At 71.9% G+C, this 16,460-nt stretch carries 9 protein-coding genes; 2 read left to right on the forward strand and 7 right to left on the reverse strand.

The window, feature by feature from the left end:
- Nucleotides 1-152 precede the first annotated feature (152 nt).
- Nucleotides 153-2,537, forward strand: coding sequence for a hypothetical protein (locus tag EAO72_RS02165; protein ID WP_410089960.1), 2,385 nt, complete (start codon nt 153-155; stop codon nt 2,535-2,537).
- Here EAO72_RS02165 and EAO72_RS02170 read toward each other — a convergent pair.
- From EAO72_RS02170 to EAO72_RS02190, 5 genes are all read right to left on the reverse strand, one after another.
- Nucleotides 2,497-4,932, reverse strand: a complete 2,436-nt coding sequence (locus EAO72_RS02170; protein ID WP_148015456.1) for a right-handed parallel beta-helix repeat-containing protein — start codon at nt 4,930-4,932, stop codon at nt 2,497-2,499. The two genes, EAO72_RS02165 and EAO72_RS02170, sit on opposite strands and share 41 nt — an antisense overlap.
- Nucleotides 4,933-5,084: 152 nt before the next feature.
- Nucleotides 5,085-5,687, reverse strand: coding sequence for an Rv1733c family protein (locus EAO72_RS02175; protein WP_148015457.1), 603 nt, complete (start codon nt 5,685-5,687; stop codon nt 5,085-5,087).
- A gap of 132 nt (nt 5,688-5,819) precedes the next feature.
- Nucleotides 5,820-6,644, reverse strand: coding sequence for an MOSC domain-containing protein (locus tag EAO72_RS02180; RefSeq protein WP_148015458.1), 825 nt, complete (start codon nt 6,642-6,644; stop codon nt 5,820-5,822).
- A gap of 46 nt (nt 6,645-6,690) precedes the next feature.
- Nucleotides 6,691-7,173, reverse strand: coding sequence for a DUF6643 family protein (locus EAO72_RS02185; RefSeq protein ID WP_148015459.1), 483 nt, complete (start codon nt 7,171-7,173; stop codon nt 6,691-6,693).
- Between the two features lie 418 nt (nt 7,174-7,591).
- Nucleotides 7,592-8,134 carry an NUDIX domain-containing protein gene (locus EAO72_RS02190; RefSeq protein ID WP_261991274.1) on the reverse strand — a complete coding sequence of 181 codons (543 nt, stop codon included), beginning with the start codon at nt 8,132-8,134 and terminating at the stop codon, nt 7,592-7,594.
- A 1,043-nt stretch (nt 8,135-9,177) separates the two neighbouring features.
- On the opposite strand from EAO72_RS02190, the gene EAO72_RS02195 reads away from it, so the two are divergent.
- Nucleotides 9,178-11,577, forward strand: a complete 2,400-nt coding sequence (locus EAO72_RS02195; RefSeq protein WP_148015460.1) for a helix-turn-helix transcriptional regulator — start codon at nt 9,178-9,180, stop codon at nt 11,575-11,577.
- 76 nt (nt 11,578-11,653) lie between these two features.
- Here the strand turns inward: EAO72_RS02195 and EAO72_RS02200 are convergent, their stop codons facing one another.
- Both EAO72_RS02200 and EAO72_RS02205 read right to left on the reverse strand, forming a co-directional pair.
- On the reverse strand, nt 11,654-13,126 hold the full coding sequence (locus EAO72_RS02200; protein ID WP_148015461.1) for a condensation domain-containing protein: 1,473 nt from the start codon (nt 13,124-13,126) through the stop codon (nt 11,654-11,656).
- Entirely contained in the window at nt 13,123-16,359 is a 3,237-nt protein-coding gene (locus EAO72_RS02205; RefSeq protein WP_148015462.1) for a non-ribosomal peptide synthetase, read from the reverse strand. The genes EAO72_RS02200 and EAO72_RS02205 overlap by 4 nt, the downstream gene beginning before the upstream one ends.
- Nucleotides 16,360-16,460: the final 101 nt, after the last annotated feature.

Consider the following 16,460-nt stretch of genomic DNA (forward strand, 5'->3'; position numbering starts at 1 on the left):
CGGCAGTCCGTGTCGACGGCTCATCCTGCCACGCGGTGTCGCGGGCCGCCGCACTGGGGAGATTCCGTAAGAGCGGTGCGGACACCCGGTCTCATCCAGCACTCTGGTGACCGGCCGTCAGCCGCGTCCCCCTCCGAGAGCGAGTCACCCCCGTGCCACCTGCCCCCCAGGCCCCGCAGAGCGAAGGACCCGCACTGGAGCTGCTGGTCCACGGCGTGGGCGGAGCCACGCCCCAGGAGATGCTCGTCGACCCGCGCACCGTCCGCGTCACCGGCGACGCCACCGCCGCTCTCTACCGGCGCCCCGGCGACATCGACGCGGAGGCGCACCCCGAGCGCTACCGGGACCGGCCCATCCCCGAGGCGTACTGCTGGTCCAACCTGACGTCGGGCAACGGCTCCCGCGCGCTGTGGCTCCTGCTCCTGCCGTTCATGGTGATCAACCTCGCCCACTGGATGCGCCCGGCCGCCACGCGCCGACCACGGGCGATCCGGCTGTACGGCGTGCTCGTCCGGCTGGTCGCGCTGAGCCTCACCATCCTGCTGACCGCCGCCGTGTGCGAGGTCGCGCTCGACCTGACCGCCTGGCAGTGCGCGGGCGTAGCGGAGTGCTCCGACCAGCGGTCGTGGCTGGGGTTCCTCTCCGCCGCGCAGGGCGGCTGGTGGTCCCAGCCGGGCCGCCGCCTCGCCCTCGCCGCCCTCGCGCCGACCGCGCTGGTGGTGCTGCTCTGGTACCTGTCCAACCGGACCTGGAGCGCGTACGAGTCGCAGCGCCCGCTCACCGGAACCGACCCGGACGACGACGCGCCGCCGCCGGGCTCCGGATCGGACGCGGCTCCCGTGGTGCGGCCCGCGCTCGGACGCCCCGGGTTCTGGTACGGACGCCGGCTCGTCGCGCGGCTGCGGGCCGCCCACACCGCCGCGGGCTTCCTCACCGTCACCGCGTTCGTCACGGGCGCGGCGACCCGCAGGGACCGGTCGGTGGCCGGGCCGGTGCCCGAGGTGTTCGGCCTGCTGATCGGGGCGGCCCTCGTGGCGGGCGCGCTCGTGGTGCTCGCGGTGGTCTGCCGGCGCGGCCGGAGCGAACGGCGCCTCGACAACCGGATCGACCGCGCCCTCGTCACGTATCTGCCCGCGACCACCCTCGTTCTGCTGGTCCTGGCCGCGCTGCACGCCGCATGGTCGCGCCCGGGCTGGGTCTCCGCCGGAGCGCTTCCCGGCGACGTCATGTTCCGCGTCGTGACCCTCGCCCAGGGAGCGCTCGTCGTGCTCCTCGCCGTCGTCGCGCTGGACCTGTACCGGCGCAGCCCCGAGCCGCGCACTGTGATGCGGGGGCTCGGCGGTCCCGCCGTCGCGATGCTGGCCTGTGCGCTCGGCGGTGTGATGACCGGCGGGGTGGCCCAGCGCGTCGCGGACTGGCTCGACGGCCCCGGCAGCCCCGGGATGGGCCGCAGCGCCCTCATAGAGGGACCGCCGGTGCTCCTGAGCTGGCAGGCCTCCGTCATCCCGGTGCTCCTGGTGCTCCTGGTGATCCCGGTCCTCGTGCTCGGCCTGCGGACATACCGTGCGGCCCGCCGGCTGGAGCCGCTGATCGACGCGGAGTACGCGCCGGAGCGGCCCGATCCGGCACGGACCAGGCAGATCGCCCGGATCCGGGCCACGGCCGCGCTCACCGACTCGGCGTCCGGCATGCTGGGCCTGCTCTCCGGGGCCACGCTGCTTCTCGGTGCGGGGGCGGTCGGCGGTGCCTGGGCGAGCGGTCAGGTACCCGGCCTCGCGATGGACGGCAGCAGTCCCTTCGTCGAATCGGTGGCCGAGGCGGCACAGTCCACCGGCTCCTGGCTCATCGGCTTCGGCTTCCTGGTGTTCGTCGCCTGCGGGCGCCGCGCCTACCGGGACGCCGCGGCCCGCCGCACCATCGGCATCCTCTGGGACGTGGGGACCTTCTGGCCGCGCGCCGCACACCCCTTCGCCCCGCCGTGCTACGCCGAGCGGGCCGTCCCCGACCTGGCCTCACGCATGTCCGGCTGGACCGCGCGCACCCGCGGCCGGCTCGTCATCTCGGGTCACTCCCAGGGCAGCGTGCTCGCCGCGTCGGCCGTCTGGCAGCTGCCGGCCGAGACCCGCGGCCGGGTTGCCCTGCTCACTTACGGCTCACCGATCGAACGCCTCTACGGGCGCTGGTTCCCGGCCTACTTCGGTCCCGTCCAGCTGCACGGGCTGCACCGCTCCGTGCACTGCTGGCGCAACCTGTGGCGGGCCACCGACCCCATCGGCGGAGAGGTCCGGCTCGGCGAGGAGTCCGGGCCCGAAGTGGACCGGGGCCCGCTGAAGGATCCGCTGGTCTACGGACGTACCCCCGAACACCCGCTTCCCGAGCCGGTGCTGGGGCACTCCGACTACCAGGCGGACCCCGTCTTCGCCGAGGAGCGGGCCGCACTCCTGGAACGGCTCGTCCCCGTCCTGCCCCACCAGGCGGGCCAGTCCGGCAGAGCGGTCAGGGAAGTTCCGGAAGGTCTTCCGGAAACAGCAGAGTGAGGTCGTCCGTGCTCGTCTCGGCGAGCTGGGCGACCCGGCCCGCATGCCGTTCGACCATCGACTCGAAGGTCTGGCGGGCCGTACGGCCGTTACCGAAGGCGGGCCCCTTGGGAAGCTCGGTGAAGTACTTCAGCAGCGCCTCCCCGGTCCCGGACGCCAGGCTGTACTCCTGCTCCTCGGTCTGCTGCTCGACGATACGCAGGAGCTCACCGGGCTCGTAGTCGCTGAAGGTGATCGTGCGTGAGAACCGGGACGCCACCCCGGGGTTGACGGTGAGGAACCGCTCCATCTCGTGGGTGTACCCGGCGACGATCACGACCACCGCGTCCCGGTGGTCCTCCATCAGCTTCACCAGGGTGTCGATGGCCTCCCGGCCGAAGTCCCGGCCGGAGTCCTCGGGCGACAGGGCGTAGGCCTCGTCGACGAACAGCACCCCGCCGCGGGCCCGTTCGAAGGCCTCCTGGGTGCGGATCGCGGTCGAGCCGATGTGCTCGCCGACGAGGTCGACCCGGGACACCTCGACCAGATGGCCCCGCTCCAGCACTCCGAGTGAGGCCAGGATCTCGCCGTACAGCCGGGCCACCGTGGTCTTGCCGGTGCCGGGGGAGCCGGTGAAGACGAGATGGCGGCGGACCGAAGCCGCCTTCAGCCCGGCCTGCTGACGCCGGCGCCCCACCTCGATCATGTCGGTGAGCGCGCGCACCTCGCGCTTGACGCTGTCGAGGCCGACCAGCGCGTCCAGTTCGCCGAGGACCGCCGCGGACGTACGCGCGGGCTCGTCCGGTACCTCGGCCGCCACGGGCTCCACCGCGCGCGGCGCGGGCACCGCACCCAGCAGCAGCCCCGGGGCCGACTGGGTGGCCGTCAGGACGGCGGGCGACGGGGGAGTGGCGGTACGCAGACCGCTCTCGTCGCTGGTGCAGTCCTCCACGACCGGCCCGGTGGCCGAGGTGTCACCGTGTGCCCCGCCCTCCGCGAACTCGTAACCACCGCGTGCGCACCGCTCGGTGCGGCAGCGCGTCAGCGTCGTACGGCAGCCGTCCATCACATGGAAGCCGTATCCCTCGCTGCCGGTGACCCGGCAGCCGCGGAAGGTGCCGCGGCCCTCGGCCGACACGTAGAAGCCGGCTTCGGCGGGCGAGGTGACGGTGCAGCGCTCGATCACCGGATCGGCGCCCTTGGTGACGATCACGCCGGTCTGCACCGCGTCGACGGTGCAGTTGTTCAGGGTGCCGCCGCTGCCGTGGTCGCGGAACCAGGCGCCCGTGGACGCCTCCCGGATCCGGCAGTCGTCCAGTTGGGCGGTCGCCCCGTCGCTGACCGACACCGCCGTGTTGCGAACCTGGGACAGATCGCTGTCCACGACATCGGCGCGCGAGCCCCGGTCGAGGACGAAGAGGGCGTCCGGCACGTCGTGGACGCGGCACGAATCCAGTATCACGGTGGCCCCGTCGCTGACCCAGACCGCGGGGTAGTCGCCGGTGCTGTCGTGGATCTCGCACTGGTTGGCGTCGACCCGGGTGCCCGGGTCCCAGACGGAGAGCCCGTTGCGGCCGAAGCGGCGCACCGTGGAGCGGGTCAGGGTGAGAACGGAACGCGACCGCAGGTCCACCGCGTTCTCGGGGATGTCGTGGATGTCGCAGTCGGCCAGCGTGAGCACCGCGTCGGTGTCCAGCGTGACGCCGTCGGCGGACGTGCGGTGCACCGTGCAGTCGGTGAGATGGGCGGCGGCGCGGGCCGACACCTGTATCCCGCTGCCCTTGATCTCGTAGATCTCGCAGCCCACGGCCTCCAGACCGCTGCCCTCGCCGGTGACGGACAGGCCCGCCCCCGAGGCGTGATGGACGCGGCAGCGCTCCAGCCTCGGATGCGCGCCGTCGCGCACCGAGACACCGGACTGCCCGGCGGAGACGATCTCGCACTCCTCGAACACCCCGCCCGCCCCGTCGAGTACGGCGATGCCGACACCGGCCGGATTGTCGACGGTGCAGCGGCGCACGGTGGGCCGCGCGGCCCCGCGCACCTCGATGCCGGCGGCCGAGCGGGTCACGATCCGCAGGTCCGAGAGATCCGGGGCGCCCTCCTCGACCAGCAGGGCGGGAGCGGCAGAGTCCTGGCCCTCCACGTGCAGGTCCTGGACGACGGCCGATGCGCGCAGGGTCAGCGGAACACCGTCGACGGGGGCGATCCGCACGGAGCCGACGGAGCCCTCGGGCCCCCGCAGGGTCACCGCGCGGGCGATGACCAGATTCTCCCGGTAGGTGCCCGGCGCGACGGTGAGTACATCACCGTCCGCCGCCGCTTCCAGAGCCGCGGTGAGGGAGGCGTACTCGCCTGTGCGGCGCCGCCACCGCGATGTGCCGGTGTGCGTCACCTGGACCGTGCCCTGTGCCATGGCGCTGTTGTGCCCCCACCTCGTGCGTGTGTGAAGCCCGTGTCACCGGCCTCGCGGCAGCGGTCACCCGGGGCCTGCCCCGCAGGAGTGACGGGCGGGCCGGTCCACCGTAGCGCGCGCGAAGGCCGGGAGTTGACCCGATGAGCGGCTCCTCAGCTGCCGGTGCCCGTCCTGCCCCAGTCCGGACCGGCCTCGGCCCATGCCCGGTCGAGCCGCTCGTACCGCCGTTGCACCATGCGCCATACGATCAGACGCCGCCCGCCCTCGATCAGCAGGACGGCCGTCATGGTCGCGCCGAAACCCGCCAGCGCGGCATGGGTGCGGGCCGTGGGCGCGTCCATGGGGCGCGGCGCGGGGTTGCCCGCCAGGTCCGTCCAGATCCTCACCTGTGCGCCGGCCGTGGTGTCGCGCGCGGCGGTCGTCACCGTGGCGCTGCGCGCCGTCCCGTCCGGGGCGTGCCAGCGGGCGACCACCGGGGTCTGCGCCCCGCGGTCCGTGGCGGCCTCGGGATCGGTCGTGAAGTGCCGGGCGGCCGGGCGCACCACGACGGCGGTGGTGAGGCGGCGGCCGGCCTGCTGGGCCCGCACGGATTCCTGCAGCGCGTCGTCGGCGCGCGAGCCGCAGAACCAGCCGAGCGCCGGCGCCGCCACGACGAGCAGAAGCAACGCGACCAGAGCCACCCACGCCTCGAGCGTGTCCGTGGCGCGGCGCAGGGGATTGTGCCGCCAACGCCAGACTCCCGTGAGCGCTCGCACAGTCCCTCACCCCCTTCCGTATCCGTCATAACCCGATACGGCGCGGTCCGCGCGCTGGAGCGTCGAAGAGAGAGCAACCTCACGCGGTCAACGCGCCCGGCGGCATGGTGAGTTCCCGGTGTGCGGAGCCCGTCAGCCCAGAACGCGCACCGGGTCCCCGACCCGGATGACGCCCGTCGTGTCCGGGATCAGATTCTGGCCGAACAGGAGCTCCTTGCCGGAGCGGCGGTGCCGGGCGAGGGTGCGCAGGGGTTCGGTGCCCCGGCGGGCGGTGTGCTGATCGGTCGTGGTGATCACACAGCGGGCGCTCGGCTTGACCACGCGGAACGTCACGTCGCCGATGGAGAGCCGCGTCCATGTGTCCTCCGCCCACGCGGCCGTGCCGGCCACCACGGCGTTGGGCCGGAAACGGTCCATCGGCACCGGCCCCTCACCGGCATGGTCGCCGTCCGCGACGAACGAGTTCAGCGCGTCGAGCGAGGCGAGGGTGGTGAGCAGCAGAGGGTAGCCGTCGGCCAGGCTGACGGTCTCACCCGGCCGTGCGTACGCGGGGTCGATGAGCCTGCGCCGGTCCGGCGCGTCGAGATGGACCAGCCTGACCTCGGCCCCGAGGTACGCACCCAGCCAGGCATGGGCACGCGGCGCCGCCTCGACGACGTCGAGCCGGCTGCGGTGCAGAGTTACGCCCGTCATCTCCCGGGGCTCGGGAACCTCCACGGCCAAGGGCGCGCTCCCCGGCGCGCTCAGCACGATTCCACCGCCCGGCACTGGGGTGGCGGAGATCAGCGCCATGCGGGGCCGCTGACGTTGTGTGACCACCTTGCTCGCGCTGTCGACCAGCATCCAGCGCCGGTCGCCGTCGAGTCCCCATGGCTCGACGGCGGCCTCGTCCACCGTCCACGCGGCCAGCGATTTGACCGGGTGGATGCAGATGGCACTCAGTTCGGGAGAGGGCATGCCTCCATCCTGCCAGCCACTCCCCGGTGACCTGCCGCTGAGCCGCCTAGTAGCCCCGGCCCTGGTACGGGCGGTTGTACGGGTCCTCGTACGGGGACTGCGCGGGCGCGGGACGCGGCGAGGCCGGGCGCATCGACTCGTAGCCGGTGCCCGGAGCGGGCCGCTGCGGCTGCTGGTACTGCGGGGGCGACTGCTGGTAGCCGCCACGCCCCGCGGAGGGCTGCTGCGGGATGTACGGCGCCGGCGCGTGCTGCAGTTGCGCCGGCTGCATCGGCGCGTAGCCCTGCTGCGCCGCCGGCTGTGGGTAGCCGTACGACGGATTCGGCTGGGAGGGTGCCGCGGGCAGGGCCGGCAGGGCCGACGGGAGCGCCGGCAGATAGCTGTTGCCGGTGTCGTACGCGGCGGGCACTCGGATCGGTGCGATCTGAGGCGTGCCCCGCTCCGCGACCAGGGAGTCGTAGATCGGAGTGTCGGGGAACGACGGTGCGGCGTAGTAGCCGCCGCCGTAGGTGGAGCGGGGGGAGGTCATGGCACCTAAGTTAAGCCCACGATGTGCTGATTGGGGAGTCCCAATCTTGGGGTTATCCGTTTTACGCTGCTTTTGTCGGCCCGACATGCCTGGACACCGTTAAAGCCGCCGTTAACGACGGGGGCTTTTCCGTGCGAGAGCCTCTGAGGTCAACAAGAAGTGGCGGATGCACTACAAAGGGCGACATCCGCTCGGCGGGCGCCGCGGCGCGAGGCTTCGCCCCCCCGGCATCCGGAACTTCGCGACGGCCAGGGGTCGCCGACGGCAGCCGCGCACAGGTCATCACCCTGCTCCCGGCGGCGCCTCCCACCTGCGCTTCAGTCCGGATCGCACACACGCTGGGCCGCATCGTCCGGGCGGGCCCCGCCGCGCGGGAACTCTCACCGGAGTGGCACGAACCCATGATCTCTTTCGGCTGTCACGTCTCCCAGTCCCATGAACCGAAGTAGGCCGCAGTGCCGGTGCGACGGGCTTGCGCCACCGCGTCCAGCCGGACGAAATCCCGACGCGGCATGAGTGCCCGCCATTCAGCCAGCGGAAGCACGCGGGCCTGGTCGTGTTCGGCCGGGTCCAGGACGAGGGAGTGGATCTCTTCGTCGGTGAGTCGGCCGCCGTCGAAGACGAAGCCGATGGTGGCATAGGGCCATTCCGCCCCTGGCTGGCCGAACACCGATGCCAGGAGTTCCGCGGGCCCGTCGTAGACGATCCCGGTCTCCTCCCGGCACTCCCTCAGGGCCGTCTCCCACGGCCGCTCGCCAGGATCCATCGTTCCGCCGACGAGCTGCCACGGATGGGTCCGTGAGTACACCGCCTTCAGCTGAAGCGGGTTGTCGTGTTCGTCGGTGAAGTACATGCACGCGAACGCGGTCGCCTTCATCACCGTCTCGGCGTACTGCTCCGGCGGCAGCCATCCCGGGTTCACCACCTGCCCCCTGCGGCCTGGGTGCAGCTCTTCGCTCATCGACCGGGCGTGCGGCAAGGAGTTCCTGCCTTTCTGGCGGGTCTCGACTCGTGGGGCGGGGCGGGTGACGGCAGTCCCGTCGAACCAACGCGCGCGTGATTCCTTCGGTTACGGGCAGTGCTTCCGCGCCGCTGGCCCGGCGCCCGGCAGGACCCGGGCGGGGCCCCGGCCCCAGGCCGTCCCGGCCCGCCTGCGCACCGGCTGCGCCCGAGCCCGGATCGCGGCGGATTTCCGCGTCGGAACGCGTGGTTCGCACAGTTGCCTCCGCGCCGCCGGCCGAGAACAAATCAGCTCGGACCTCATCACAGTGGTCGCAGGACTTCTTGCTATGACCGCCGCGAACCCTGTCCGTATCTGTTCGAGACCGGCTCTTTCGTGCACAGATCGTGCTCTCCCGCAGTCTTGCGCCGACATCTCTCGAAACTGCCCCGGGTGGCCGGCGGCACGCCATCCGTTCAAGATATAAACCCCCTCGAATCCTTGTGTGAGCAGAGGGAGTTGCGTAATGATCGGCCCACCAATAGCTGGGCACGTGATGGTGTCAAGGGGGAACTATGGGAAAACTCTTGATGGTCGGTTGCGGCTGGACGGTCCGTTCGTACACGAAACGTGCGTATGAGTGCGGTCCGGATGCGGTGGTGCGGTGCCCGGACGGGATGAGGCCGGGGCTGCCGGGGACCGGGCCGCTACGTGTTCCCGGATGCCGGTCGCGGCGAGAGGTGCGACCGGGGAACCGGGCCCGGCGTCCGGGCGTCTCAGAGGACAGGCTCGTGCGGCACGGCGTGTCCGGGTGGCTCCTTCACGTGCGGGATGAGCTCACCCGTGCACGGAACAGCCAGGTGGGAGAGGTGTTCACGGACGGCTCCCTGCCTCCGGGGCACTCGTCCCCGCCGGGCAGTCCCTCGACGGACCGGAGCTCGGCGTTCAGGTCGTGAAGACGTGACCCGCGTGCAGATCCTTCACCTTGTTTTCGTGGCGTCTTCGGGCTCAAGTATGTGAGAGAGCCTCTCCGTTTCAATGGTTGGCGACTTTGTGGATGAGGTATGTGCGCTACAGCTGAGACTTCGTCTTCGGCATGTGTAATCAATAGAGAGTTTGGACCGGAAATCTCGGGGCAGGAGTCGGAGTCCTGGTTCGAAACCATCTTTGATGAGCCGTCCGGCAGTTCAGTTCTGGAAATACCTGGCGAGCGATGGACAGGGAAGAGCCTCCTGCTTTCGACGCTGGCCGCAAGCGGTTCCCGCAGAGGCAGGGTCATCGCCTCCGGGTGTGCCGTGCCGCGCTCGCGCGTCGGAATGCCATTCGGTGTTTTCGTCGACGCTCTGGATGACGTTCTGGTCCAGTACAGGACCCGTCACCCCTGGTCGGAAGAACAGGCGCAATGGCTGAAGGCCGTCTTTCCCGCCCTCTCCGGAACAGCGCAGTTATGCGTACCCACGAGCCCGCTGGGCAGGTACCACCTGTTCAGCGCGGTGCGGGCCCTGCTGGAGCACCTGGGCTCGGACGGCGGGCTGTTGATCACCCTCGATGATCTGCACTGTGCCGATGAGGCTTCGATGGAACTGGTCGCGCACCTGGTGCGGCACCCGCCGGCCGGACCCGTGCTGATGGCACTCGCCTATCGCCCTCGCCAGCTCGACCACAACCTGCAGGACGTGCTGAACCAGGCCGTGGCAAACGGCCGGGCCAAGCGGGTCGTCGCGGCAGGCATCTCCCGGGAGGCGGCCCTCGCTCTGCTTCCGGAAGACATGAGCCGGGTGCAGTGCAATCTCATGCTCGACGAGTCGGACCGCAACCCCGGTCTGCTCAAGGCGTATTCGGCGCTGCGCTCGATCCCCGGGGAGCACGCGCCGACCATGCCCCGGCTCCCGCTGGACGTACTCACCGACACCTTGCGGGACTTCAGGGGGCTCTCCGATCTCGCATGGCAGGTCGCCAGGGCTGCCGCCGTGCTCGGCGAACCCTTCATCCCCGCCAACGTGGGATATGTCGCCTGCGTGAACGGCGAGGAACTCTGCTCGGCCATCGACGAGTTGGTGCGTGAGGACCTGCTGCGGGTCGACACAGCCACCAGGCGGCTGCGGTACAGCAACCCCCTCCTGCGCGCCGCCGCCTACCAGACGGCAGGCACCGGCTGGCTCCTCGGCGCCCATGGCAGGGCCGCGCCGATCCTTGCCCAGCAGGGCGGTGACCCGCTGGACCTGGCCGGGCATCTCCAGTACGCCGCCGTGACCGGCGACACCGACAGCAGCCGGATTCTGCTGGAGGCGGCGGCCGAAACGCTGTGGACCGACCCGGGGCAGGCAGCGACGTGGGCCGCGACCGCGAGGGACATGAGCCGGCCGGGGCCCGGATCGGGGCCGGAGACCTTGCTGCTGGGGAGCGCACTGATGCTCAGCGGAAAACTGTCGCAGGGCATGACGGTGCTGGACGGTCTCCGTGGCGAGGACGAGACGCACCCGACCCATCTGAAGGCGACGCTCTGGCGTGCGTGGGCGCTGCGCCAGCTGGGCAGGCCGGACGGAGCGGACCAGGAGATCGCCGCGGCCCTGAAGCTGACCGGCGGACAGGAACGCGAGCGGCACGCCCTGTTGCTCGGCGCACGCCTGGAGAACGCGCTCGCCGCCAACGCGCCCCTGCCCGAGATCGAGGAGGACGCGCTGCTCGACGACGCGGCCGGACTGTCCGCGGTGACGCGCGGCTGGCTGTACGCACTGCTGGCCATGGGCGCCGCCCGGAGCCGGGCCATCGAACACGCCGTGCTCCACCGGTCGGTGGCGTGCCGGCTCCTCGACCAGGCACAGGACGACGAGGCCGTCCGGTATCTCGACGGTCTGTACTGGCTGGCCGCGGCCGAGTCCGCACTCGGGCGCAGGGAGTCCGCGGCCCGGCACTACGAGCGGGGACTGCTGCTCGCCGAGCGCGGCAAACAGCTCAGCCGCGTACCGCAGTTCGCGCTCGCGGTCGGCGAGATGGACCTGGCGGACGGAGACCTCGCCGGTTCGGTACGGCATGCGGTGGTTGCGGCGGCGGCCGCCGCGATGACGGACAGCGAGTATCTGCGTGCGGTCACCGAGGAGGCGGAAGCGGCCCTGCGGGCGGCGGGCCGGGGCGCCGGGACGGCCACGCCGCACATGGCCCGGGTCCCTGTTCCGCGGCCGGATTCGGCGCAGCCGCCGGGGCCGACCCATACGGCGAAGACGCGGCTGGGCCGGTTGAGCAAGCGCGAACTGGAGGTCGCGGTCCAGGTGAGCCGGGGCCGTACCAACCAGCAGATCGCCCGCGCCCTCACGGTCAGCCACAAGACCGTGGAGACCCACCTGGGCCGGATCTTCAAGAAGCTCGACGTCTCCTCCAGGGCCGAACTCGCCACCCTGGTCGGCCGGTCGTACGTGCTCCCCAGAGAAGTGCCGGGCCTCGGGCCCGAGGGGGAGTGCGGCTGACGGCAGGAGCGTGGCCCGGTCCCGGCGGCCGCCGGGACCGGGCCACGTTCGCTCATGCGCCGCCGACGACGGCCGGTCAGGTTCCGCACACGACCGGAGGCGAGGACGGCACCCGCAGGGGCGGCCCGCCACGGTCGTCGAAGACGCGGAACGAGGGATCGGCCGCGATGCGGTCCAGCAGGTCACGGTAGTCGGCGGCGATGTCCCGGACCCGCGCGGCGGTGTACGTATGGGTCCGGTACGTGACGATGATCCGGGTCCCGGCCGTCGCGTCATGCGTCACCCGGAGCGTGAAGTCCCGCTCGGCCTGGTGCCACGGTGGATCCATGACCAGTTCGCTGCGCAGGATCTCCTCGGCCTCATCGGGTACGGCGGGGTTGTCCTCCTCGGTGAACAGGGTGCGCAGCATCTCGCGCCGGCCGGCCGCGGGCTCGTGGCCGAGGGCCTCGATCACCTCGGCGACCGGGAGGTCGTGGTGCTCGAAGTCCGCCGCCGTCCGGTCGCGCACCCGTTCCAGGACCTGGAGGTACGTGGGATCGCCGGAGAGATCCGCCCGTACGAGCAACAGGTTGATGAAGACGCCGACGAGGCGGTCGGCCTCCGGGCGGTCCCGGCAGGAGTACGGAGTCGTCACCGCTCCGTCGCGTATCCCCGTGTAGCGGGCGAGCAGTACCTGGAAGGCGGCCAGACTCACCATGAACGGGGTGGCTCCCTGTTTCCTGGCGAGCTGCCGCAGCCCGGACACGGTCTGCTCGGAGACCGGCAGCTGATACGTCCGCCCGGTGCAGTCGGCCCCCGGCCGCGGCGGTACGTCGGCGGGCGGCAGCGGAACGGAGGCGCCTTCCAGGGCAGTCCGCCAGTAGCCGAGCAGTTGCTGCCGCCGGGCCGTGGTCAGCCGGTCGTCCTGCCAGGCGGCCAGGTCCGCGGGCTGGACCTGGAGCGGTGCCAGCGGTGAAGGCAGCCCGGCCGAGCAGGCGAAGTACAGCGTGGTCAGTTCCTCGATGAGCACCGACATGGTGTGGCCGTCACTGACGATGTGGTGCACCACGATGGCGATGTGGTGTTCGTCCGGCCCCACCCGCAGGATCCGCAGCCGTCCCGGCGGATCGGCGCACAGGTCGAAGGGTTCGTCGAAGAAGGCCCCCATCGCGTCGTCGGCGTCCTCCGGTGTCACTTCGACGACCTGGAAGGACAGGCGGGCGGTTCCGGGCGCGCGCACGAGCTGCGAGGGCTCGCCCTGACCGTCGGTGGTGAACACCGTCCGCAGGGCCTCGTGCCGGTCGGCCAGGGCGCTCCAGGCGCGTTCGAGTGCGCTGATGTCCAGAGCTCCGAACAGCTTGATGCCTCCGAGGGTGACCCAGTTGTTCCGCGTGGGCGAGTCGTGGTGCAGCTGCCACATCAGGTGCTGGACCGGTGAGAGCGGAAAACGGTTGTCGCCCTCGCTCCTCGGCAGGCGGGGGACCGCGGACCGGCCCGTGCGTGCGCGCCGGGCCAGCAGGGAGGCCTCGATGCGTGCGCGCGCGGCCAGGTCGGCCGGGCCCGCCGTCATGCTCCGGCCCCCTCGGTCGCGCTGTCCGCGTAGTCCGTGCTGTCCCCGCTGTCCGCCAGGAGCAGTTCGAAGATGTGCCGGGCGACCTCGGCGACCGTCGGCTCGATCGTGAACAGGATCCGCATCGGGACCTGGATGCCGAGCGTCTCGCTCACCTCGGCGAGCATCCGGACGGCGAGCAGTGAGTGGCCGCCCAGATCGAAGAAGTTGTCGTGGACGCCGACTCGTTCCAGGCCCAGGAGCTCCGACCAGATATGGGCGAGTTCCTCCTCCACCGGGGTCCGCGGGGCCTCGTACCGCGCTGACGCGGCGGCTCCCGACGCGTCCGGCAGCGCCGCCCGGTCGATCTTGCCGTTGGCGGTCAGCGGGAGCTCGTCCAGGGGCACGTACAGGGCGGGAACCATCCATTCCGGCAGCCGCTCGGCCAGGAATTCCCGCAGCTCCGCGGGGCCGGCCTCAGCACCCGCCACGGGCACCGGGTACGCCACCAGCTGCTGGGCGCCCAGCGCGTCCGGCCGGGCGATGACCGCGCCGCCGGAGAGTCCGGGGTGCCGGTTCAGTACGGCCTCCACCTCGCCCGGCTCCACCCGGTATCCCCGGATCTTCACCTGCTCGTCCGACCGGCCGACGAACTGAAGGGTGCCGTCGGCGCGCCGGCTCACCACGTCGCCGGTGCGGTAGAGCCGGGCGCCCGGCTCGGCCGAGTGCGGGTCGGGCACGAAGCGTTCGGCGGTGAGGCCCGGACGGGCGTGGTAGCCCCGGCCGACCGACGGGCCGGCCAGGCACAGCTCGCCCGCCACACCCGGCGGCACCGGCTCCAGCCACGCGTCCAGCACGTAGGCCCGGCAGTGCGGCAGCGGAAGGCCCAGCGGGGCGATGGCGTCGGCGGGGCCGTCGTAGTCGACGGGCGCCGCCACGGAGGTGCACGCGGCCTCGGTCACGCCGTAGACCTGTACGAGCCGGCCGGGCCACTGCCGCCACGGCAGCAGTCGGCCGAGCGCGGGTGCCGCCTCGCTGCCGAAGATCAGGATGCGCAGGCAGGAAGGCGCCGCCTCCCGTTCGGCCTGCGTGATGGCGCCGAGCCGGCTGGGCGTGGTGGACAGCACGGTGGCACCGGTCTCCGCGACGAGTTCCCACAACTCCTCGGTCGCCAGCGGGGGTTTACCGTCGGGCAGGGCGATCGAGCCGCCTGTGAGCAGATGCGGATAGACCTCCTCGGCGACCACGTCGAAGCCCAGCGGTGCCAGTTGCAGGGCCCTGTCCCGCGGGGTGAAGCCGAGGGAGCCGGCCAGCGCGCGGGCGAAGGCGGTGACGCCGCGGTGGGTGTTCATGGCGCCCTTGGGACGTCCGGTGGAGCCGGAGGTGTAGATGAGGTAGGCGAGCTGGTCCGGTGTGGCCTCGTCCGGCGGCGGTCCCTGGCGGGCCGCGGGCGGCAGCGCGTCGAGCAGCACGGGTTCACGGCCCCGCAGACACGGCTGCGCGGCGCACTCCGCCGTGGTGATGACCAGCGACGCGTCCGAGTCGGTCACCATGTAGTCGATCCGGTCGGACGGGTAGTCCGGGTCGAGCGGCACATAGTGGCCACCGGCCTTGAGTACACCGAGGTAGGCGGTGATCAGCTCGGGCGAGCGGGGCAGGAGTACGGCCACGGGTGTGCCGGGCCCGACGCCGCGGTCCCGCAGGTGCCAGGCGAGCCGGTCCGCGGCGGCGTCCAGTTCCGCGTAGGTGAGCCGCCGCGCCCCGCAGACCACGGCGACGTCATCGGGCGCCGCGGCGGCCCGGCGGGCGAACGCCCGGTGCAGGCAGTCGGGTTGCTCCTCCGCATCCGACGCGGACGCACGGGCGGAGCCGAGGAGCAGCTCGCGCTCGTCCTCGTCGAGCAACCGCAGCCGGGAGACGGGCTCCTGCGGCCGGGTGGCGACGGAGTGCAGCAAGGTCACGAACTGCCGTGCCATCCGCTCGACGGTTCCGGCGTCGAACAGCTCGGTGCTGTACTCGAGGGTGGCGTCGGCGACCTCCGGCCCGGGGGTGATCTCCAGCGAGAGGTCGAACTTCGCGGTGCGCGTGGCCACCGGCATCGCCTCGAAGGAGAGTCCGCCCGCCGACCAGCCCTCCTGCGGCAGGTTCTGCAGGGAGAACATGACCTGCGAGAGAGGCCCACCGAGCCCCGCGTAGCGCGCCGGCCGGAGCTCCTCCACCAGTTTCTCGTACGGCAGTTCCTGATGGGCGTACGCACCGAGACAGGCCTCCCGGGCCCGGGCGATCAGCTCGGTGAAGGCGGGATCGCCGGAGCTGTCGACGCGCAGGGGCAGGGTGTTGACGAAGAACCCGATCAGCCCGGCGAGTTCGGAACGGCCCCGGCCCGCGACCGGGGTGGCCACGGAGATGTCCTCGCTGCCCGAGTAGCGGCCGAGCAGGACGTTGAACGCCGCGAGGAACACCATGAACGGGCTGGCCTCGTGCTCACGGGCGAGCCGGTCCACCCGGGTGACCAGGGCCGTGGGGATGGTGAACGCGTGCACGGCACCGGCCGAGGACGGTTCGGCCGGACGCGGCCGGTCGGTGGGGAGCTGGAGCGGTGCGAGGCCGGCGAGGCGGTCTCGCCAGTAGTCGACCAGGCCGGCCAGCGTCTCGCCCCGCAGCGACTCGCGCTGCCAGACGGCGTAGTCGACGTACTGGAGGGGGAGCGGTTCCAGCTGGGGTTGCCGGCCGCTCGCATGGGCCTCGTAGCAGAGCGACAGCTCCTGGAACAGGATGCCTGACGACCATCCGTCCGTGATGATGTGATGCATCGTCAGGACGGCGATGTGCTCCTCGGGTGAATGCCGCAGCAGCCGCATACGCAGGAGCGGGCCGGTGTCCAGGGAGAACGGCCGCTCGATCTCGGCGAGGATGAGCTCGTCCGTGTCCCGGCCCGCGACCTCGACGACCGGCAGTTCGATCCGCAGTTCGTCGAGGATGACCTGGAGCGGTTCCACGCCGTCGAAGTGGAAGACCGTGCGCAGCGACTCGTGCCGCTCCACGACGCTGTCGAGCGCCCTGCGCAGCGCCGTGACGTCGAGCGGGCCGCGGATGCGGGCCGCCGCGAGCACGTTGTACGTCGGCTGATCCGGGTCGACCTGGTCGAGCAGCCACAGGCTCTGCTGGCTGAAGGACGTCTCGGCCATCAGCGGTTCGTCGTCCGCCGGCCGGTCGTCCGTCGCCGCGGACCCGGTTTCTGGTGCGGTGGTCATGGGGGGCTCCTGTCGCGGTGGGCGGGCTGGCGGACACACCTCGTGCGGGTACCCGGCCGGGACCGGGTACCCCTGGGGGCGTGCCGGGCGTCGCCGGGCAG

Origin of the sequence: Streptomyces sp. OR43, from assembly GCF_008042275.1 — a bacterium.
In the GTDB taxonomy this organism is placed as follows: Bacteria; Actinomycetota; Actinomycetes; order Streptomycetales; family Streptomycetaceae; genus Streptomyces.